Origin of the sequence: Amycolatopsis silviterrae, assembly GCF_042684085.1 — a bacterium.
In the GTDB taxonomy this organism is placed as follows: Bacteria; Actinomycetota; Actinomycetes; order Mycobacteriales; family Pseudonocardiaceae; genus Amycolatopsis; species Amycolatopsis silviterrae.
The window spans coordinates 121,213-140,966 of sequence record NZ_JBHUKS010000026.1; the positions used below are offsets into that span (position 1 = coordinate 121,213).

16 protein-coding genes are annotated in these 19,754 nt (G+C 69.3%); 14 read left to right on the forward strand and 2 right to left on the reverse strand.

What is annotated here, in order from left to right; translation table 11 throughout:
* Window positions 1–30 precede the first annotated feature (30 nt).
* The 6 genes from ACFSVL_RS32040 to ACFSVL_RS32065 all read left to right on the forward strand — a co-directional run bounded on the left by ACFSVL_RS32040 (window position 31) and on the right by ACFSVL_RS32065 (window position 9,101).
* The gene (locus ACFSVL_RS32040; protein WP_378309427.1) at window positions 31–1,605 is read left to right on the forward strand and encodes an ABC transporter substrate-binding protein; all 1,575 of its coding nucleotides are present in this window, start codon (window positions 31–33) and stop codon (window positions 1,603–1,605) included.
* 37 nt (window positions 1,606–1,642) lie between these two features.
* Window positions 1,643–3,040, forward strand: coding sequence for an NtaA/DmoA family FMN-dependent monooxygenase (locus ACFSVL_RS32045; protein ID WP_378309429.1), 1,398 nt, complete (start codon window positions 1,643–1,645; stop codon window positions 3,038–3,040).
* On the forward strand, window positions 3,037–4,209 hold the full coding sequence (locus ACFSVL_RS32050; protein ID WP_378309432.1) for an MFS transporter: 1,173 nt from the start codon (window positions 3,037–3,039) through the stop codon (window positions 4,207–4,209). Before ACFSVL_RS32045 ends, ACFSVL_RS32050 begins: the two co-directional genes overlap by 4 nt.
* Before the next feature lie 250 nt (window positions 4,210–4,459).
* Window positions 4,460–6,040 (forward strand): ABC transporter substrate-binding protein, encoded by a 1,581-nt coding sequence (locus ACFSVL_RS32055; protein ID WP_378309434.1) that lies wholly within the window; start codon window positions 4,460–4,462, stop codon window positions 6,038–6,040.
* 66 nt (window positions 6,041–6,106) lie between these two features.
* Window positions 6,107–7,702, forward strand: a complete 1,596-nt coding sequence (locus ACFSVL_RS32060) for an ABC transporter substrate-binding protein (RefSeq protein WP_378309436.1) — start codon at window positions 6,107–6,109, stop codon at window positions 7,700–7,702.
* A gap of 34 nt (window positions 7,703–7,736) precedes the next feature.
* Window positions 7,737–9,101, forward strand: a complete 1,365-nt coding sequence (locus ACFSVL_RS32065; protein WP_378309438.1) for an NtaA/DmoA family FMN-dependent monooxygenase — start codon at window positions 7,737–7,739, stop codon at window positions 9,099–9,101.
* 49 nt (window positions 9,102–9,150) lie between these two features.
* On the opposite strand, the gene ACFSVL_RS32070 is transcribed toward ACFSVL_RS32065, so the two are convergent.
* Window positions 9,151–9,534, reverse strand: coding sequence for a RidA family protein (locus ACFSVL_RS32070; protein WP_378309440.1), 384 nt, complete (start codon window positions 9,532–9,534; stop codon window positions 9,151–9,153).
* A 119-nt stretch (window positions 9,535–9,653) separates the two neighbouring features.
* On the opposite strand from ACFSVL_RS32070, the gene ACFSVL_RS32075 reads away from it, so the two are divergent.
* The 8 genes from ACFSVL_RS32075 (at window position 9,654) to ACFSVL_RS32110 (ending at window position 17,613) form a co-directional block, all read left to right on the forward strand.
* Window positions 9,654–10,034, forward strand: a complete 381-nt coding sequence (locus ACFSVL_RS32075) for a RidA family protein (protein WP_378309442.1) — start codon at window positions 9,654–9,656, stop codon at window positions 10,032–10,034.
* Window positions 10,031–11,161 (forward strand): LLM class flavin-dependent oxidoreductase, encoded by a 1,131-nt coding sequence (locus ACFSVL_RS32080; protein WP_378309444.1) that lies wholly within the window; start codon window positions 10,031–10,033, stop codon window positions 11,159–11,161. The genes ACFSVL_RS32075 and ACFSVL_RS32080 overlap by 4 nt, the downstream gene beginning before the upstream one ends.
* The gene (locus ACFSVL_RS32085; protein ID WP_378309446.1) at window positions 11,154–11,489 is read left to right on the forward strand and encodes a RidA family protein; all 336 of its coding nucleotides are present in this window, start codon (window positions 11,154–11,156) and stop codon (window positions 11,487–11,489) included. Before ACFSVL_RS32080 ends, ACFSVL_RS32085 begins: the two co-directional genes overlap by 8 nt.
* The gene (locus ACFSVL_RS32090) at window positions 11,486–12,253 is read left to right on the forward strand and encodes an alpha/beta fold hydrolase (RefSeq protein WP_378309448.1); all 768 of its coding nucleotides are present in this window, start codon (window positions 11,486–11,488) and stop codon (window positions 12,251–12,253) included. Before ACFSVL_RS32085 ends, ACFSVL_RS32090 begins: the two co-directional genes overlap by 4 nt.
* Before the next feature lie 12 nt (window positions 12,254–12,265).
* The gene (locus ACFSVL_RS32095) at window positions 12,266–13,792 is read left to right on the forward strand and encodes a GMC family oxidoreductase (RefSeq protein ID WP_378309450.1); all 1,527 of its coding nucleotides are present in this window, start codon (window positions 12,266–12,268) and stop codon (window positions 13,790–13,792) included.
* A gap of 63 nt (window positions 13,793–13,855) precedes the next feature.
* On the forward strand, window positions 13,856–15,112 hold the full coding sequence (locus ACFSVL_RS32100) for an LLM class flavin-dependent oxidoreductase (RefSeq protein ID WP_378309451.1): 1,257 nt from the start codon (window positions 13,856–13,858) through the stop codon (window positions 15,110–15,112).
* On the forward strand, window positions 15,109–15,957 hold the full coding sequence (locus tag ACFSVL_RS32105; protein WP_378309453.1) for an SDR family NAD(P)-dependent oxidoreductase: 849 nt from the start codon (window positions 15,109–15,111) through the stop codon (window positions 15,955–15,957). Before ACFSVL_RS32100 ends, ACFSVL_RS32105 begins: the two co-directional genes overlap by 4 nt.
* 90 nt (window positions 15,958–16,047) lie before the next feature.
* Window positions 16,048–17,613 carry a class I adenylate-forming enzyme family protein gene (locus ACFSVL_RS32110; protein ID WP_378309455.1) on the forward strand — a complete coding sequence of 522 codons (1,566 nt, stop codon included), beginning with the start codon at window positions 16,048–16,050 and terminating at the stop codon, window positions 17,611–17,613.
* Window positions 17,614–17,889: 276 nt separating this feature from the next.
* Here ACFSVL_RS32110 and ACFSVL_RS32115 read toward each other — a convergent pair whose 3' ends face one another.
* On the reverse strand, window positions 17,890–19,665 hold the full coding sequence (locus tag ACFSVL_RS32115; RefSeq protein ID WP_378309457.1) for a zinc-ribbon domain-containing protein: 1,776 nt from the start codon (window positions 19,663–19,665) through the stop codon (window positions 17,890–17,892).
* Between the last annotated feature and the right edge of the window lie 89 nt (window positions 19,666–19,754).

Genomic DNA, 19,754 nt, shown 5'->3' on the forward strand with positions numbered 1-19,754 from the left:
CGGCGTGCGCGCCGCGGAAAGCGGGATTTCATGCAAAGAGGTGTTTCGGCGAGACTCAGCCGTCGCGGCTTTCTCGGCGGGATGGCGGCGTCGGCGGTCGTGCTGGCCGGGTGCTCCGGCGGCGCGCCGGAGGCGGATTCCGCGGCGTCAGGGGTGCCGAGCGGGCCGCGCAAACGGGGCGGCACTTTCCGCTTCGCCAGCGCGTCGTTCAACGAAGCGACCGGAGCGGACCCGGAACTGCTGGGCGGCGGATCGAGTTTCCCGTGCTACGACCAGCTGGTGAAGTGGGACGCGAACCAGCGTCTCCAGCTGGAGCTGGCCGAGGAATTCGCGCCCGACCCCAAGGACGCCTCGACGTGGACGATCCGCGTCCGCGACGGCGTCGAATTCCACAACGGCAAGACGCTGGGCGCGGACGACGTCATGTTCACCATCAACCGGATCCTCGACCCGAAGCTCGGCGCCGCGGCGGCCGCGCTGCTGGGCGCGATCGACCCGGCCGGCCTGAAGAAACTCGACAAGCGCACGGTCCGGCTGAAGCTCAAGTACCCGAATTCCCAGCTGCCGGACGGATTCACCAGCTTTTGCGGAGTCGTCCCGGTCGGCTTCGACCCGCGCAACCCCGTCGGGACCGGCGCGTTCCGGCAGGAGAGCTTCATCCCGCACCAGCAGTGGGCGGGCACCCGGAATCCGCACTACTGGCGGCCGGATTCCGCGCCGTACCTGGACCGGGTCGAGCTGATCGGGCTTTCCAGCCCGGTGGCCGCGGTCAACGCGATGCTGAGCGGTCAGGTGGACGCGATCGACACCGTGCTGATCTCGCAGCTGCCGCGGCTGAAACAGCGCAAGGACCTGGTGGTGGTCGAGTCGCAGACCGGGTCGGTCCAGTTCGTCTCGATGAACTGCCGCAAGGGACAGCTGTTCGAGGACCCGCGGGTGCGCAAGGCGTTCAAGCTGATGCTGGACCGGCAGCAGCTGGTGAACACCATCTACTCCGGACACGGAGCGATCGGCAACGACGTGGGGGTGTTCCCGCAATGGGATTCGGCCTGCGATCCGGGCCTGCCGCCGCCGGCGCAGAACCTCGACCAGGCGCGTGCCCTGCTGCGGGAAGCGGGAAAGGAGGGGATGACCGTCCCGCTGCGGGTGGCGGAGCTGCTGCCGGGCATGACCGAAACGGCGCAGGTGCTGATCGAGCAGGCGAAGAAGATCGGCGTGACGATCACCCTCGACCAGGTCCGCGACAACGCCCAGTTCTACACCGGCGAATACTACAAAGCGCAGCTCCAGATCGATTACGCGTCGACCATGTCGATGTACGGCGGCGCCGAGTACTACTGGCTTTCCGACGCGGGGTACAACGCCGCGGGATATGCCGATCCCGAGGTGGATTCCCTGTTCAAACAAGGGCTGGCGGCCACCGGCGCGGGATACGACGCCCCGCTGCGGAAGGTGTCGCGAATCATCCAGGACGAAGGCCCTTGGCTGGTGTGGGGACGGCAGAACGTCTTCAGCGCCTTCACCAGGAAATTCACCGGGATCACGGCAGGCGCGGGCGGCGGTTCGCTCAACGAATACGGGCTCTGGAACGTCTCGCTGGCTTGACCGGCGCGGCAGCGGACAAGGAAGGGACACGCTTCGCATGGCTGGTCGGCTGACCTTTCACGCATTCACCGAACTCGGCTGGACCGACGGCGAGGGAGGCGCGTGGCGCAACCCGGCATTGACCCCGCCGCGGACGGTGCCGGAGCTGGAGTTCTGGACAGGACTGGCCAGGGTCGCCGAGCGCGGCCGCCTGGACTCGTTCTTCTTCGCCGACGCGATGGGGATGGGCGGATTCACCCCGAGCGACCAGGAAAGAGAGGTGCGCGACGGCCGGCTGATCCTGTGGGACCCGGCGGTCGCGATCCCGGCGCTGGCCGCGGCGACCGAGCACATCGGATTCCTCTTCACGAGTTCGATTCTTCAGGAGCACCCGTTCACCTTCGCGCGCAAGGCGAGCACGCTCGACCATCTCACGAACGGACGAGTCGGCTGGAACATCGTGACGTCCTACAGCCCGAACGTCGCGCGGAACTTCGGGATGGACGACCTTCCGCCGCGCGAGGAGCGGTACCGGTGGGCGGACGAGTACGTGGACGTCGCCTACCGGCTGTGGGAAGGCTCCTGGGAAGAAGACGCGGTGGTGGCCGATGCCGCGACGGGCGTCTACGTGGATCCGGCCAAGGTGCACCCGATCGACTACGCGGGGGAGCGGTACCGGGTCCAGGGACCGCACCTGACCTACGCCACGCCGCAACGGACGCCGCTGCTGGTACAGGCGGGCGGCTCGCCCGCCGGACGGGCATTCGCGGCCCGGCACGCGGAAATGCAGTTCATCACCGCGCCTGATCCCGAGTCGGCGGCGAAGGACATCGCGGCCGTGCGCCTGCTGGCCGCGCGAGCGGGCCGCAGACCTGACGACATCTGCTTCACCATCTCGACCGGCTTCGTCGTGGGCAGCACCGAGGAAGAGGCCCGGCGAAAAGCCGACGATCTCGACAGCTACGCCGACTTCGCCGGGAAGGTCGCGGCCATCAGCACATCGATCGGGGTGGACCTGACCGGGCTGGAACCCGATGCCCCGGTGGCCGAGCTGCTGGCCGGTGCGACGTCGAGCGGCGGCATGTCCGGGGTGCTCAAGTCGCTCATCGGCTCGCTCCCGACGGACCGTCCGCCGACGTTGCGCGATCTGATCCGCCCCCGCGGCGAACGGCACGGGGGAGTGGGCACGCCCGAGCAGATCGCCGACCAGCTCGAGCGCTGGCAGCGGGCCGGGGTCGGCGGCGTCGCGGTGGGCATGGACGTCCGCCCCGGTTCGCTGACTGACTTCGTCGACCACGTCATCCCCGTGCTGCAGGACCGCGGCCTCGCCCAGCGCGAGTACGCATCGGGGACGCTCCGGCAGCGGGTGCTGGGCTACGGCGACCGGCTTCCGGACCGGCATCCGGCCGCGCGGCACCGCCGCGGTTCGCGGACGGCAGGTGAGCGACATTCGTGAGACCCGACGCACCGGTGAACCGCCCGGACGACGCGCGCAGGTCTCCGCCGCTGGCCTGGCTGATCTGTGCGGTGGTCTTCACCGAAACCACGCTGCTCACTCTCGTCACCCCGCTGATTCCGCGCTATGCGGCCGATTTCGGCATGTCGCACGCGGAGGCCGGGCTTTTCGTCGCGCTCTACGCGGCCGGCTCCATCGCCGGTTCGGTGCCCGCCGGGATGCTGGTCGCCCGGCTCGGCGCGCGGACCACCGTGCTGATCTCGCTGGCGCTCGTCGCGGCCGGAAGCATCGGCATGGGCTACGGCAGGCAGCTCGCGCTCCTGGACATCACGCGGTTCGTCCAGGGCGTCGCCGGCACGCTCGCCTGGTCGGGCGCGTTCTCGTGGCTGGTCGAGGTCGCGCCAGCCGGGCGACGGGCGCGGACCCTGAGCATGGGACTGGCCGCCGGTTCCCTCGGCGGCATGCTCGGCCCGGTGGTCGGCGGAGCAGCCGAACTGGTCTCGCTGCAGCTGGTTTTTACCGTTCTGGCCGGCCTTTTCGGCGTTCTCGCGATCGGTGTCGGCAGGCAGCCCGCGTCCGGGAGAAGCGACCGGCAGCGGCTGCGGGAGCTGGTGTCGGCGGTCGGCAGACCGGAGGTCGCGGTGCCGGGGTGGCTCGTCGCCGCGGCCGGGGTCGCGTTCGGGACCGTCGCCGTGACCGGACCGCTCAAGCTGGCCGGTCTCGGCGCGGGCGGAGCGGTGGTCAGCGCGACGTTCCTGTGCGCGGCGTTCGCCGAGGTGGTGGTTACCCGGCTCGCCGGCAGCGCGTCGGACCGCCACGGTCACTTGGCCCCGATCCGCGTCGGTCTGGTGCTGGCCGCGGCGCTCGCTGTGCTGCTGGCGGTTCCGGCCGCCGTTTTCCCGGCCGCACTGGTGATCGTGGCGCTCGTCGCGGCGATCTCGCTGTTCCTCGTTCCGGGGTTCGCGCTGCTTTCCGCCGGGGCGCAGCGGATCGGACTGCAGCAAGGACTCGCCTTCGGTTTGACGAACATCTCGTGGGCCGCCGGAAACCTCCTCGGCGCGCTCGCTGGAGGAAGCCTCGCGGGGATCGGCGCAGTGGTGCCCGGGGTGGCGGTGGCTGTGCTGCTGGCGGTCTCCCTCGGCATCGTCCGGCGGCGCGGGCAGACCTGAGACAGCAGGAGAGGACGCGCTTGCGGAGCGGTCTGCCTACCAGCGGAAAGCCCGGAATCGCGGGTGCTGTCCCGGCTTGACTCCCCAGGTGCGCGCGGCTACCTTCTCAGTACCGACCGGTCGGTGTGAAGAGGGGACCGGGTGCCGCGAGCGGTTCGCCGGGCACGCCGAAACACCGCGAGCCTGGTCGCGGGGGGTGCACAAAGCTCATCGCCGCGCGATGAGCGTCGCCGATCGAGAGGTGAAACCCATGCCTGAACCGTTTTCCGCCGGACTGACCCGTCGGCAGGCGTTGCGTCTCGGGGCGCTGGGGGCGGGCGGGTTGCTGCTCGCCGGCTGCGCCGGAACCCCGGCGGTGCGGACCGCCACCGCGCCGACCGGGCCCCGCAAGCGCGGCGGAACCTTCCGCTTCGCCCCGATTTCGACGGCAGGCACCACGTCGGCCGATCCGCTGTCGATCAACAGCGGCTACGAACTGCGCTTCGCGATGTTCGATTCCCTGGTCGCGCCGGACCATCAGAACCGGGTGCAGCCCGCGCTGGCGGAGCTGCTCGAACCCGAGGGAACCGACCAGTCGGTGTGGACGATCCGGCTGCGCGAGGGCGTCGAGTTCCACAACGGGAAGACTCTCGACGCCGACGACGTGCTCTTCAGCCTGCAGCGGATCCTGGACCCCAAGACCCCGAGTTCGGCGTCGAACCTCCTGAAGGCGATCGACCTGAACGCGATCAAGAAACTCGACAAACGCACGCTGCGGCTGAAACTGACGAGCCCGAACTCGCAGCTGCGCCGGGCGTTCGCGCCGTCGGAGGCGGCGATCATGCCGGTGGGGTTCGATCCGAACCGCCCGGTCGGCACCGGCCCGTTCAAGCAGGTGAACTTCACCCCCGGCCAGCGCTGGACCGGCACCCGCAACGGCAGCTACTGGCGCGAGGGACGGCCCTATCTGGACGGTCTCGAGTTCATCGGGTTCGCCGACACGACCACCGCGCGGACGAACGCGGTGCTGTCCGGGCAGATCGACGGCATCGACGGGCTGCACCCGGCGCAGCTGCCGCAGATCTCCGCGCGCCCCAACCTGAACGTCCTCATCTCGCAGTCGGGTGCCTACCAGGTCTTCGAGATGCGGTGCGACAAGGGCGCGGTGTTCGAGGACCCGCGGGTGCGCAAGGCGTTCAAGCTGCTGGTCGACCGGCCGCAAATGGTCAAGGTCGCCTGGAACGGCCAGGGCGCGGTCGGCAACGACACCGGTGTGTGGGCCGAGTTCGACCCGGCGATGGACGGCTCGCTGCCGCAGCACGCACAGGATCTCGACCAGGCCCGGTCCCTGCTGAAGGCCGCGGGCAAGGACGGGATGACCGTCACGCTGCGCACCTGCCAGCTCGCGACCGGCCAGGTGGAATCCGCGAATGTCCTCGTCCAGAACGCGAAGGCGGCCGGGGTCACGGTGAACCTGGACGTGGTCGCGAACCGGGCCCAGTACTACGGGGGCCAGGACTACTACACCTCGCAGTTCAAAGTGGACTCCGACTCGACCGAGACGATGTTCGCCAACACCGCGTACTGCTTCACCGGCAAAGGGATCTACAACAACACCGGCTACGACAACCCGAAAGTCAACTCGCTGTACGTGCAGGCGCTGGCGGCGACTCCGGAGAAGTACCAGGAGCTGATGCACGAGGTGTCGCGGCTCGTCTGGGACGACGGCCCGTGGATCTCGTGGGGACGGCAGAACACGGTCCACGTCTGCAGCAACAAGTTCACCGGAGCCGTGCAGGACGCGTCGGGCCGGTTCAACGGCTACCAGTGGAGCGACATCTCGCTCGCCTGACAGCCGGGTCGACCATCGAGACGGTGCCGGGACGACGCGGTCCCGGCACCGGGAGAAGGCGGGCACATGCACGAGAACCTGGTCCCTGCCATGACGAGGCGGCGGCTGCTCGGCGCGGCCGCCGCCGGCGCGGCGGGTCTGGCGCTGGCCGCGTGCTCCGGCGGGCCGCCCGGCGAATCGGCGGTCGAAGCCGGGGACGCGGCGCCGACCGGACCGCGCAAGCGGGGCGGGACTTTCCGGTTCGCTCCCTCGGATTTCGCCGGCACGGTGTCGATGGACCCGCAAGCCTCGGACTCGTCGTTCGCGCTCGCCACGGCGCTCACCGACACGCTGATGGCCCGCGACCACTCGTGGCGTCTCCAGCCGGGGCTGGCCGAGGAGTTCGAGCCCGCGCCGGGAAACTTCAAGACCTGGACTGTCCGGGTCCGCGACGGCGTCACGTTCCACAACGGGAAACCGCTCGGCGCGGACGACGTCATCCACACCATCCGGCGCAACCTCGACCCGAAGAACCCGGGCTTCTCCGCCGGGCTGCTGGCCTCGATCGATCCGAACGGTCTGTCCGCTGTGGACAAACGGACGGTGCGGCTGGAGCTGAAATCCCCGAATTCGCAGCTTCGGGACGGGTTCGCCGAGGCGCCGACCGGCATCGTCCCGGTCGGCTTCGACCCGAAGAACCCCGTGGGGACCGGGCCGTTCAAATACCGGAGCTTCCAGCCGGAACAGCGATTCGTCGGCGTCCGCAACGAGAACTACTGGCGCGAGGACGGCCCGTACCTGGATTCGCTCGAACTGGTCGGGTTCAGCGATCCGATCACCGCGCGGACGAACGCGTTGATCAGCGGCCAGATCGACGGGATGGACCGGGTGCCGGCGAACCTGAGCGCACAGATCCGGGCGAGGAGCGATCTCGCGCTGATCGTGTCCGAGACCGGGGCGTTCGAGTTCACCGGCATGCGGTGCGACCAGGGCGCGCAGTTCGCCGACAACCGGGTCCGGCAGGCGTTCAAGCTGATGCTGGACCGCGACCAGATGGTGAAGACGCTCTACTCGGGCTTCGGCGAGCCGGGCAACGACATCGGCGCGTGGGCGCGGATCGACCCCGCGGTGGACGGCTCGATCCCGCAGCGGCGCCAGGACCTGGACCGGGCCAAATGGCTGCTGAAGCAGGCGGGAATGGAGGGCATGCGCGTCACCTACCGGGTCGGGCAGGTCGAGCCGAGCGCGATGAGCACGGCCACGCTGATGGTGGAGTACGCGAAGGCGATCGGGGTCGATCTGACCATCGAGCCGGTACAGAACCTGTCGTCGTTCTACGGTCCCGGCTACTTCAGCTCGCAGCTCAAGAACAGCTACGACTACACCCAATCCCTCTACGACAACGCGTCCTACTGCTGGCTGCCCACCGGCGGCTTCAACGGCGAGCATTTCGACCACCCGAAGGTCAATTCGCTGTACGCGCAGGCGATGACCACGACGGGCGCGAAATACACCGAGCTGATGCACGAACTGTCGCGGGTGATCCACGACGAGGGGCCGTGGCTGGTGTGGGGGAGGCACAACATCCCCGACGCCTGCCGCAAGAAGTTCACCGGAGCGCGCAAAGACGCGTCCGGACTCGGTTTCAACGGCTTCCGCTGGGACGAGATCTCGCTCGCGTGAACCTTTCGCACACGACCTGAGGAGGCGATCGGCCATGGCCGGCAGGCTGACCTTGCACGCGTTCACCGCACTGGGCTGGCTCGACGGGCAGTTCGGCTTGTGGCGGCATCCGGAACTGGTCCCGCCGCGCGCCGTCCCGGACCTGCAGTGGTGGAGCGACCTGGCTCGCACCGCCGAACGCGGCTGCATGGACTCGATGTTCTTCGCGGACGCCATGGGCATGGGCGGCTTCACCGCGGACGACCGCGAAGCGGAGGTGCGCGGCGGCCGGATGATCCTGTGGGACCCGGCGGTGACGATCTCCGGGCTCGCCGCGGCGACCGAACACCTCGGATTCCTGTTCACCAGCTCGATCCTGCAAGACCATCCGTTCACGTTCGCGCGCCGCGCCAGCACGCTCGACCAGCTCACCGGCGGCCGGGTCGGGTGGAACATGGTCACCTCCTACAGCCCGAACGCGGCCCGGAACCTGGGGTACGCCGACTTGCCTTCCCGCGAAGAGCGCTATGCGTGGGCCGAGGAATACGCGGACGTGGTCTACCGGCTCTGGGAAGGATCCTGGGAGGACGACGCGCTGCTCGCCGACGTCGCGTCGGGGGTGTACGTGGACCCCGCGAAGGTGCATCCGATCGACTTCGCGGGGGACCGCTACCGGGTGCAGGGTCCGCACCTGACTCATCCGACCCCGCAGCGCACGCCGCTGCTGGTCCAGGCGGGCGGCTCGCCGGCGGGCCGGGAGTACGCCGCCCGGCACGCCGAGATCCAGTTCATCGCGGAAACGGACGAGCGCGCGATGGCGGAGACGGTCTCCGGCGTCCGGCGGCTCGCGGTGCGGTCCGGAAGGCGTCCGGACGACATTTCGTTCGTCGTCTCGTCCCGCTTCGTGGTCGGCAGCACCGAGGCGGAGGCGCGCCGGAAGGCCGGCGAACTGTTCGAGCGCGCGGACTTCCCCGATCTCGTCGCGCACCTCAGTTCCGCGATCGGGAAGGACTTCTCCGGACTGGGCCCGGACGATCCGGTCGACCTGCTGAACGACCCGGCCGGGAGCGGCGGCATGTCCGGCAGTCTCCAGGCGCTCGTCGACGGGCTGCCGAAAGACCGGGTCCCGACCCTGCGGGAAGTGGTCCGGGCCAGCCGGAACCGCGGCCGGGTCGTGGGCACTCCGGAGCAGATCGCCGACGTGCTGCAGCGGTGGCGCGAGGCCGGGGTCGGCGGCGTCACGGTCTCCATCGAGTTGCGGCCGACGTCGCTGGTCGAGTTCGTGGAGCACGTCATCCCGGTGCTGCAGGACCGCGGGCTCGCCCAGCGCGAGTACGCGCCGGGCACGCTGCGCGAGAAGCTGATGGGATACGGCGACCGGCTGCCGGACCGGCACCCCGCCGCTCGGCATCGCCGGTGACCGTCCGCCGCGGACCGGGTTCCGCGGAACCCGGTCCGTTTTCGGAAAATCAGCCCGCCGACGCGATCACATCGATTTCCACGCGGCACGCTCCCGCGAGGCCCGCTACCGCCACCGACCGGATCGGCAGCGGACCGCCCGAGAAATAGTCGTCGAAAGCGGCGAGCATTTCCGGAATGTGCTCGGCCGCGCTGACATAACAGGTCGCCTTGAGCACTCCGGACAGCGCGCCGCCCGCCCCCTCCACGACCTCCCGGATCTGGTCGAGGACGACCTGGGTCTCGGCGGAAACCGTTGCAGTGCCGGGAAGCCGGGCGAACGTGTCCAGGTCGAGAGCCATGCCGCCGGCGAAGACGAGGCCGCCCGCGACCGCGGCTCCGGAAAGACCGAACCGGTCGGCCGCCGCCGGATCTTCGGTGAGGAAAGTGGGCATGGGATACCTCCTGCTTTCTGCGGGGGAACGGAAGGAAAACAGCCGGGATTCTCGACATCATACCAAACGGTAGGTATGTTGAGAACGGCACCGAGACCAGCAAGCGTCGGGAGTTGTGCATGGCGGATTGTTTCGAACAGCGAAAGCATCCGGGTTCCGCTGGCGGTTCGGCGAGCGGGGATTTCGCGTTCGCCTCCGGAATCGCGATCGACCCGGCGACGATGCGCCGGGTCCCGGAGGCGGGCACCGTCGGCGAGGAGACCCGCGTGGTGCTGGCCTTGCTGGAAGACCAGCTCGCGCAGGCCGGCTGCGGCCTGGGCGACATCGTCAAGACCACCTGCTACGTCCGCGAGGAGACCGATCGGATGGAGTTCGTTCAGGCTTACCGCGACGTGTTCGCGCCCGGTCCGTACCCGGCTCGCTGCACGGTCGCGCTCGGCGTCGCGGGCGACTGCCGCGTGCAGATCGACGCGATCGCCTACCGGGGAGCGGAATCGTGAGAGTCGACCTTCTGCACGCGCTGGAGAACAAGGACGACGCGCGGCCCTGGCACGAAGTCCTGGAACAGGCGCGACGACGATTCGTCCTCGCCGACCAGCTGGGCATCGACGGGATCTGGATCGGCGAGCACCACTTCGACCACATGGGCGTCGACCAGTCGCCGAACCCCGCGCTGCTGCTGGCCGACCTGGCGAGCCGCACCAGCTGGATCCGGATCGGCATCGCGGCGGTCATTCTCCCGGCGTGGCACCCGATCCGGCTCGCCGAGGACCTGGCGATGCTCGACCAGATGACCGGCGGCAGGCTGGACGTCGCGCTCAGCCGGGGCATCCTGCGAGCGGAGATCATCAACCTCAACGCCGAGGCGGACCGCTCCGACGACGCCCGCAGCAAGGCGATCTTCGCCGAACGCCTCGGCCTCCTGCGCGCCGCCTGGGCACAGGATCCGCTGAAGTGGAGCAGCGAGCGCTTCGAATTCCCGCATCCGGACACCAAATGGCCAGGCGGCCCGAGCGCGTACACGGACGAGAACGGCAAGGCGACCGGCATGGCCGTCATCCCGCGCCCCCATCAGACAGGCGGTCCGCCGCTCTACAGCGTCACCGACACCACCGGCGGTTTCGTCTCGGCGGCCCAGCAAGGATTGAAGACCATCACCTGGTTCCCGACCCGGGGGATTCTCGACGGACTCAACGCGTCCTATCGGGACGAAGCGGAGCGCGGCGGCGGAACCCCGCTGCAGAACGGATCGGCGGTGCTGCGCGGATGCCTGATCGCCCCGACCGATGCCGAAGCGCGCGAACTGGCCGAACCCGAGGTGACCAGCTCGTTCGCCTACATCGAGAAGGTGCGCGGCATCAAGGTCTGGCTCGACGAGGGCGAGGACCCGGACGATCCGGCGATCCGCGCGACCCCGCCGTTCGACCTGCTTTTCGAACGCGACCATCTGCTCGTCGGTTCGCCGGACACGGTGGCCGAGAAGATGATCCAGTCCGCGCGCGCGAACAACGCGGCGCACTGGGTCCTCGCACCGTCGCTGACCGAGAACGACCACTGCGTGGAGCGGACCATGCGGCTGCTTGCCGAAGAGGTCCTGCCGAAGGTGAGGGCAGCCGTCGATGACTGACACTGCGGCATTCGAAGTGCGTTCCACCGGCGAGTTCGCATTCGTGGGCTCTCCCGTTCCCGAGCCGCACCCCGGCGGCCGGTCGCTGGCCGAGGAAATCCGCGCGGCGATGGCAGGCGTGCAGGCCGGTCTCGAGAGTGTCGGCTGCGCGCTGACCGACGTCGTGAAGGCGACCTGCTACCTGGCCGAGGATTCGTACCGCGGCGACTTCTGGGGCGCCTGGGCGGAATGGTTCCCGGCGGACGCGCACCCGGTCCGGCTCACCCTGGTCGCCGCGCTCCCGCACCGGGACCGGGTGCGGCTCGAAGTACTGGCGGAGCGGGCATGATCCTCGAACGCTCCGAATGGGGCGACCCCGAAGCACCGCCGCTCGTCTGCGTGCACGGCGTCGGTTCGCACGCGGGGGAGTTCCGCCGCGTCGCGACCAAGCGGTGGGCGCGGCGATTCCGGGTGATCGCCTTCGACCTGCGCGGGCACGGCCGGTCCGGCTGGAATCCGCCGTGGACACACGCCACCTGCGCCGACGACCTGATCGAGTCCGTCGACGCGCTGGGCCTGGACCGGCCGGACTGGCTCGGCTTCTCCTTCGGCGGCAGGCTGCTGCTGGACCTGGCGGCGCGGCGGCCGGAGAAGATCGGCCGTGCGGTGCTGATCGAGCCGGTCATCCGGATCTCGCCGCAGCTGGCACAGCACCGGGCTGAGCAGGAGCTGACCGGCGACGTGTGGGATTCGGTCGAGGACTTCCTGGGCAGCCGGGAGAACACCGGCGAGCGGAAGATCGACCCGGAACTGCTGACCGAGGTCGGGACCCAGTTCGACCGGCTGCCGGACGGCCGGATCAAGCGGCGCACCAGCCAGGCCGCGATCGTGTCGATCTTCAGCGAGTTCGCCGCGCCCGCACCGCCGCCGGAGACCCTGACCCGCCCGGCGCAGCTGATCTACGCGCCCGAGTTCGGCCTGGTGACTCCCGAGCAGCGCGCGGCCTACGAGCCGTATCTGGCCGACATCGTGCAGGTGCCCGGTCAGCACGCGGTTTTCTGGACGGCGTTCGACGAGACCGCTGCCGCGGTGGAGCGTTTCCTGTCAACGTGAAAGGGCGGTTCGATGGACAAGTTCGACTTCGTCGTGGTCGGCGGCGGATCCGCCGGCTGCGTCGTGGCCGCCCGGCTGAGCGAAGACCCGGGCGTTTCCGTTCTGCTGCTCGAAGCGGGCGGCGACGAACGGCGGGCTGACGTCATGGATCCGGCGCGCTGGGAAGAGCTGCAGGACACCGACGCGAACTGGGGCTTCGAAACGGTGGTGCAGGCCGGGACCGGCCGGGCGCATCCCGCACCGCGCGGCCGGGTGCTGGGCGGGTCCGGCTCCATCAACTGCATGACCCATCTGCGCGGGCACCGGCTCGATTTCGACCACTGGGCAAGCCTCGGTGCGAAGGGCTGGGACCACGCGGGCGTGCTGCCGTATTTCCAGCGGTCCGAGCACGTGCCCGGCGGCGATCCCCGCTACCGCGGAACCGGTGGTCCGTTGCGGCCGCGAGCGCCCGGCGAGCCGCATCGCCTCGGCGAGGCGTTCGTCCAGGGCGCGCTGAGCGCGGGGCACCGGCGAACCGGCGACTTCAACGCCGCGGAGATGTCCGGCGTCGGCCATCCGGAATCCCTTGTCCTGGACGGTTCTCGCGAGAGCACCGCCACCGCGTATCTGCGACCCGCGATGGCTCGGAAGAACCTGACCGTGCGCACCCAGTCGACCGCGCTGCGGCTGACCGTCCGGGACGGGCGTTGCGACGGCGTCGAGTATCTGCGTGACGGTGTCCGCGAGTCGGTGTCGGCGGGCGAGGTGATCCTGTGTGCCGGTGCGGTCGGTTCGCCGCACCGGCTGCTGCTCTCGGGGATCGGACCGGCGGACGAACTCGCGGCCGCGGGCGTCGAACCGGTGTGCGACTTGCCGGGTGTCGGCCGCAACCTCCAGGATCACATCCTGCTGGCCGGGATCCGTTACCACGCGCGGCGACCGCTCACGGCCACCGGAATGGACGGGGCCACCCTGCTCGCCCGCACCGACGGCGCCGACCACGGACCGGACCTGAACCTGTGCGTGATGAACTTCGACTACCACCTGAGCTGGCAGCAGCCCGCCCCGGACAGCTTCACTTTCGCGATCGGGCACATGCGCCCGGCGAGCCGGGGTTCGGTGCGGCTCGCGTCAGCTGACCCGCTGGCCGCGCCTCTGATCGACCCGGCCTACGTCCGGGAACGCGGCGACCTGGACGAACTCGTCAGGGGAGTGGAGCTGGTCGACGAGATCGTGCGGACGGGCGCGTTCGACGAGTGGGACGGCCGGTCGGACACGACCGCGATGCTGGGCCTCGGCCGCACGGAGCTGGAGCGCGCCGTGCGCGAGTCGATCAGCAGCTACTTCCACCTTTCCGGCACCGCCCGGATCGGGACCGACGACGAAGCGGTCGTTGACCCCGACCTGCGCGTCCGCGGAATCGACGGGCTCCGCGTCGCGGACGCCTCGGTGATGCCGACGGTCGTGTCCGCCAACACCAACGCGGCCAGCATCATGATCGGCGAGAAGGCCGCCGACCTCGTGCGCGGCCGATGCCTGCGCGCCTCGTCGGTCCGTTGACCGATGCTCCGGCGAGTTTTAGGTTCCAGATACCAACCGGTCAGTCTTAACTGAGGAGGCAGCATGTCCCAGCGCCCGCCCGGTGCCCGGCCCGGCACCCGTGCCGAACTCCTGCGCGGCCCGTTCGACCCGGGCGGTCAGCCGGAACTGCACCGCGACAAGCACATGCACCTGTCGCTGTTCGCGTGGAACGTCAGCAGCGGGCTGTCGGCGAGCAAGGCCGTGCTCAGCGACCCGGAGCGGCACCAGGAGTTCTGGAAGTGGCCGTCCGCCGCGAAGCTGCTGCGCGCGACCGAGGAGGCCGGGTTCGACAGCCAGCTGCAGTACGGGATGTGGAGCGGCTACGACGGGGCGACCCGCTGGAACAACTCGCAGCTGGACTTCGCGACCGCGGCGACCGGCTCGGCGGCGATCACCGAACGGATCGGCATCTACACGACGATCCACGTGGGATACCAGATCCCGCCGCTGCTGCTGGCGAAGATGACCGCGTCGATGGACCACCTCTCCGGCGGCAGGCTCGGCGTGAACATCGTCGCCGGGCAGAACGCCGTCGACTACGCGCAGTTCGGCTTGGTCGGCCCGCCGTCGCAGCAGGTCCGTTACGCGATCGCGGACGAACTCGTGACTGCGCTGAAGCATCTGTGGTCCTCGGAAGAACCCGTCGACTTCGAGGGCGAGTACTTCCAGTTCCACGGCGCGCAGATCGACCCGCTCCCGACGAGCCGCCCGCGGCCGCTGCTGATCTGCGCGGCCGGTTCCGACATCGGTCTCGACTTCGCGACGAGGCAGTGCGACGCGCTGTTCATCACCGCCGACGACAAGGATCTCGACGGCTACGCCAGGCGTGCGGCGAAAATTCACGCGATGGCCGCCGAACACGGGCGCAAGGTACGGATCTGCGCGATGTGTTACGTCGTGATGGACGAGACCGACGCCAAGGCCGCCGAGACGACCGAATGGATGCGAAGCCAGATCGACCGCGACGCGCTGGAGGTCTGGCTGACGCGCAGCGGGCACATCATGAACAGCGAACGGCAGGAGGTCACCGAGGACCAGTTCGGCGAGGGGCGCGCGAAGAGCGGCGCGAACCAGGACCCGTACCTGGGCATCGGCAAGGAGCACTACGAGGGTCTCGGCATGGGGATGGGTGCCTACCAGCTGTTCGGTTCCTACGAGACGGTGGCCGACCAGCTGATCGACCTGTACGAGTCCGGAGTGGAGCAGGTCGCGCTGTGCTTCTTCGACCCGCACAAGGGAGTTCAGCAGATCCGTGACCACGTCCTGCCGCTGCTGCGCAAGCGCGGCTACAACCTGTGACGCCGCGGTCGGGGCCGGTCGCGATCGTCACCGGCGGCGGAAGCGGCATCGGCCGCGCCACCGTCCTGCACCTGGCCGCCGAGGGATACCGGGTGGTGGTCGCCGACCTGAACTCGCGCGCCGCCCAGGAAACGGCCGAGTCGGCGGGCGGCTTGGCCGTCCCCGCGGACGTCAGCCGGGAGCCGGATGTCGCCGCCGTGGTGGCGGCCGCGATCGACCGCTTCGGGCAGGTGGACGTCCTGGTCAACAACGCCGGGCTGGGCGGTGCGTTCGGCCCGGTCACCGAGATCGAGGTCGAGGACTGGGACTTCACCTTCGCGGTCCTGACCCGCGGCACCTTCCTCGGGATCAAGCACGCAGCGCGGGTGATGACCGCCGGGGCGAGCATCGTCAACATCGGCTCGGCCGCCGCGTACAGCGGCGCGACGCTCGCCTCGACCGCGTACTGCGCCGCCAAAGCCGCTGTCCTGAACCTGACGATGTCCGCGGCCGTCGAACTGGCTCCGCAGCGGATCCGGGTCAACGCGGTATGCCCAGGGCTCGTCCGGACCCCGCTGCTCGAGTCGGCCCGCGGCGACGCGTTGGCGGCAGCCAGCCCGCCCGGCCAGCCGTGGCCGCGCTGGGGCCGGCCCGAGGACATCGCCCGCGCGGTCGGCTACCTGGCAGGCTCGGCGGCGGAATTCGTCACCGGCCAGACGCTCGTTGTCGACGGCGGCCTCACCGCGGCGGGTCCGGGACCGGATTTCCCGGCGGCGTTCGGTCTCGATCCGCGCGCACAAGGCCTGGTCGGGGTGAACCGCGGGACGACAGGGCAACGCAGCCAGGTGCGCCGCCGGATGTCCTGACCCTTGACATCCGGCGACTTGCATATGAAATATTCCGTACGCGTCGGCTGTGTGTGGTCCCCTTGCCGGTTCCCTTGTTGGAGGGTGAACGTGAGCTTCGAACTCCCTGGCCCGACCGTCTCTTCGCTGCTGCAACGGACTTACGACGTCCATTCCGGACAGACCGCGCTCGTGCACGCCGACGGGACGGAAACGTCCTTCGGCCGCCTGCGGGACCTGGCCGCCGGCCTCGCCGGAGGGCTCGCCGGGCTGGGACTCGGCCGCGGCGACCGGGTCCTGATCGCCGCCCGCAACTGCGCGGAGTACGTCGTCGTCGACCATGCCCTGTTCTGGGGAGGTTTCGTCCGGGTCGCGGTGAGTTTCCGCTTGCATGCCCGGGAAATCGCCGAGATAGCCGAGGACTGCGCGGCTCGCGTGGTCTTCGCCGACGCGGACCGTGTCACCGAGTTGGACGAAGCGCTGCGCGCGGTCGGTGTCGAGGCGAAAGTCGTCAGCACGATGTCAGTCGGCGAGCTGGCCGCGCACGATCCTGTCCCTCCCGCTCCGGCGGAGCGGGAGGACCTGGTCTGGATGCCGTACACGTCGGGAACGACCGGACGGCCCAAAGGCGTCATGCACACGCACCGGAGCCTCCTCGCCACGATCCGCAACATGATGGTCGAACTGCCGCCGATCACCGATCGGGACACCATGCTGCAGATCGCGCCGCTCAGCCATCTGGCCGGCTGGTACGGGCTGGTGTACACCGTCCGCGGCGCCCGGCAGCTGTTCGCCGCGGAGTTCGACGCGCGCGAGGCGGTGGAAGCGATCGGAAAGTACCGGGTGACCGCCATGCCGATCGTGCCCACGATCCTGGCGATGCTGACCGACGAACTCGAACACGGCGACCACGGTGACCGCGCTGTCAGCTCGATGCGAACGATCATCTACGGCGGCTCGGCGATCGCGCCGGCGAAGCTGGCGCGCGCGATCGCCGCGTTCGGCGACGTGTTCGTCCAGAGCTACGGGCTCACCGAACTGCCCATGCCGGTGTCCAGCCTGTCGCAGGAGGACCACAGATTCGATCCGGCCGAGCCCGCGCCGGAACGGCTCGCCTCGGCGGGCCGCGTCACCCCGTACATCGAGGTGCGGATCGTCGGCGCGGACGGCAACGACGTGCCGCCGGGGGAGAGCGGCGAAATCTGGATCCGCGGCGACATGATGATGACCGGCTACTGGCGCCAGCCGGAGGAAACGGCGGCGTTCCTGCGGCCGGGTTCCTGGGCGAGCACCGGCGACATCGGCCGGATGTCCGACGGCTACCTGTACATCGTGGACCGCAAACGCGACCTCATCGTTTCCGGCGGGTTCAACGTTTTCCCGAGCGAGGTGGAGAAAGTGATCGGCGCGCTGCCCGGGGTCGCCGAGACCGCTGTGGTCGGGGTCCCGGATCCGCGGTGGGGCGAAAGCGTCCTCGCTGTCGTCGTGCGGGAACCGGGCAGCGATCTGACCGAGGAACAGGTGCTCGCCGCCTGCCGGGGGTCGATCGCGGGGTACAAGAAACCGCGCCGTGTCGAGTTCGCGGACGCACTGCCGAAGAACTCGTCCGGCAAACTGCTGCGGCGGGAACTGCGCGCGAAGTACTGGGCTGGACAGACCCGCCTGGTGGACGGCTGAGGCACTTCGGTTTTCCCGAAGCACCGCTTCGGGAAACGGAAATTGACCGCCCCGGCAGCGGCGCTTAACGTCGCCGGAGACCCGTTCCCGGACGAAGCTCTTGGTCGCTCCGATCCGCCGAGAAACCTATAGCGAGATGCGCGCGCGTTCACCGACACCGACGGGGAACTGCCCGTGCGAGGCAGCTCGCCGCCGGTGGCTGCGGTGTCAGCTCTGCCAGGCTGGCGGAGGTCGGCGAGTCCCATCCGGGTTCCGTGCATGTGAGTTGGGTTGATCTCAGCTGGTGCGTGTGTCGGTCCAGACCTGGACCTGCTGGAGCACGGCTAGCGGATCGGGCGCGGTTGAGTGCACGACGATCTCTGTGTAGTCGTCGTGCACGATCGGCAGGCCTGGGAGCGGATGTTCGCGAAGGCGGGCGACAAGGTATCCGGCGGCAAGGAGATCGAGGGATTTAGCGGTGTCGATCTCGGTTTTGTCGGCGTGCCAGTAAGAGCCGTCGTATTCGATCGCGATCGTGCGGCCGCTGCCGAGGTCGGCGGTGATGTCGACCAGCCATCGTCCTCGTCGGGTGAACGCGTCGTGGCGAATCGGCTGTCCGGATGCCGCGTTGCCGAATACCGCCTGAGCCGCGGCATGATGGTCGAGTTCGACCTTGGATTTGCCGGTTTCGCGGCAGTTCGGGCAGCTGCTGCCGGATGCCCGGGAAGTAAGGGTCGCGTTCCATTCGTGGCCGGTGTCGTTGCGGCAGATCCAGCTCGGGACGAAGGCTGTCTGGCCGCTGGGGCGCACTTGCCATGCTGACAAGGGGTTGGCCGGTGACCACTCCGCGGCGATCTCGGGGTAGTGGTAGGCGAGCGAGTCGAGGATCGTGCGGCACAGGGGGCAGCGGAGCCGCTGGCCCTTTTGCCGGTCGGCTGGGCTCTCCTGCCACTCGTGGCCGCAGCTCGGTTCGCGCCACCACACGATTTTCCGCGAGTTCGGCGACACGGTTTCCAACCGCGTGGTGCGGTTCTTCTCGGGGTGCCATTGGGCGGCGATTTCCCGGTTCATCCCGAATGCCGTCGGGTCGGCTTCGACCTGCGCGAGCCGAGCCTGACGGGTTTCGTTGCCGCGGCAGGACGGGCACCCGGATTGAAGATAGCTCTGCGGCCGCAGGCGGGGGTGATGTCCGTGGGGGCAGCGGAAACGGTAGTACCAGCCGTCGCCGACCATGATCGACGACGGGTCCGCCTCGTCGGCCCAGGCGGCGAGCAGCTCCGGCACTGCGGCGACGGGCGTGCGCTCGTACCTCTTGTTTTCGGCTTCCCAGGCGGCGTGACGTTTGAGTTCGCAGTCCGGGCATTGGCGGTGGGTCACCATGTCCCGGACACGGCGGACAAACCGCAACCCGCAGTCGGGACAGCGCCAGTGGGCGTCGCGGTTGCCCCGCACCGTGACGCTCGCCCACGCCGCGGGGTCGTTCCGTTCGTGGTCCCACCAGTCCAGGACGGGCAGTCCGGAGTCCTTGAGCAGATTTTTGTTTTTGGGGCCGGAGACGTTCGTTGTTTGCCGGTCCCGGCGGGGGTTGCTCTGGCAGCTGCAACCGAAGGAGATGTCGCCGGTGCGCTGGGCCGAGATGCGCCCGCAGTAGCGGCAGCGGACCCGGTGCGGATCATCCGCGCGCACCACGGCCGTGAGCGGTTCGAGATACTCGAAACCGTGTTCCTCCGCGAGTTTCCGCGCCGCTCCCGGCTGGGCCTCGTCGCAATGGAACGGACTGCCGGATCGCTGGCGGACCATTTCAGCCCAGTCCCGCCAGAAGCACGCTCGGCAAGTGGGTTCTCCGTACCGGTTCTTGTCGAGCGTGTATTCCAGCCGGTAGTGCGCCTCGCAGCCACAGGCCAGACATCGGGTGAGACGCCACGCTGCGGGCTTCGTGAACGGCTCGAGCGGTTCGAGGCCGCCGAGGCGCAGGATCTCGGTGATGTGGGGATCACACCAAGCCGGCCTCGTCTTGGTGGCGAACGCCGCATTTCGGGTGCACCCCGGTTCCGAGCACTCCTGCGTGGCCACGGCCATCACCGAACCGTTTCATGAGAACGGACGACTGAGCCGACCGGCCGCGCTTGCCGGGCTCCGACGAGCAGGTGATCTCGCATACA

Excerpts from the sequence above, each read along its gene's own strand:
- ACFSVL_RS32040 (WP_378309427.1), top strand. The coding sequence starts at position 31 with ATGCAAAGAGGTGTTTCGGCGAGACTCAGCCGTCGCGGCTTTCTCGGC.
- ACFSVL_RS32045 (WP_378309429.1), top strand. The coding sequence starts at position 1,643 with ATGGCTGGTCGGCTGACCTTTCACGCATTCACCGAACTCGGCTGGACC.
- ACFSVL_RS32055 (WP_378309434.1), top strand. The coding sequence starts at position 4,460 with ATGCCTGAACCGTTTTCCGCCGGACTGACCCGTCGGCAGGCGTTGCGT.
- ACFSVL_RS32060 (WP_378309436.1), top strand. The coding sequence starts at position 6,107 with ATGCACGAGAACCTGGTCCCTGCCATGACGAGGCGGCGGCTGCTCGGC.
- ACFSVL_RS32065 (WP_378309438.1), top strand. The coding sequence starts at position 7,737 with ATGGCCGGCAGGCTGACCTTGCACGCGTTCACCGCACTGGGCTGGCTC.
- ACFSVL_RS32070 (WP_378309440.1), bottom strand. The coding sequence starts at position 9,534 with ATGCCCACTTTCCTCACCGAAGATCCGGCGGCGGCCGACCGGTTCGGT.
- ACFSVL_RS32075 (WP_378309442.1), top strand. The coding sequence starts at position 9,654 with ATGGCGGATTGTTTCGAACAGCGAAAGCATCCGGGTTCCGCTGGCGGT.
- ACFSVL_RS32085 (WP_378309446.1), top strand. The coding sequence starts at position 11,154 with ATGACTGACACTGCGGCATTCGAAGTGCGTTCCACCGGCGAGTTCGCA.
- ACFSVL_RS32090 (WP_378309448.1), top strand. The coding sequence starts at position 11,486 with ATGATCCTCGAACGCTCCGAATGGGGCGACCCCGAAGCACCGCCGCTC.
- ACFSVL_RS32095 (WP_378309450.1), top strand. The coding sequence starts at position 12,266 with ATGGACAAGTTCGACTTCGTCGTGGTCGGCGGCGGATCCGCCGGCTGC.
- ACFSVL_RS32100 (WP_378309451.1), top strand. The coding sequence starts at position 13,856 with ATGTCCCAGCGCCCGCCCGGTGCCCGGCCCGGCACCCGTGCCGAACTC.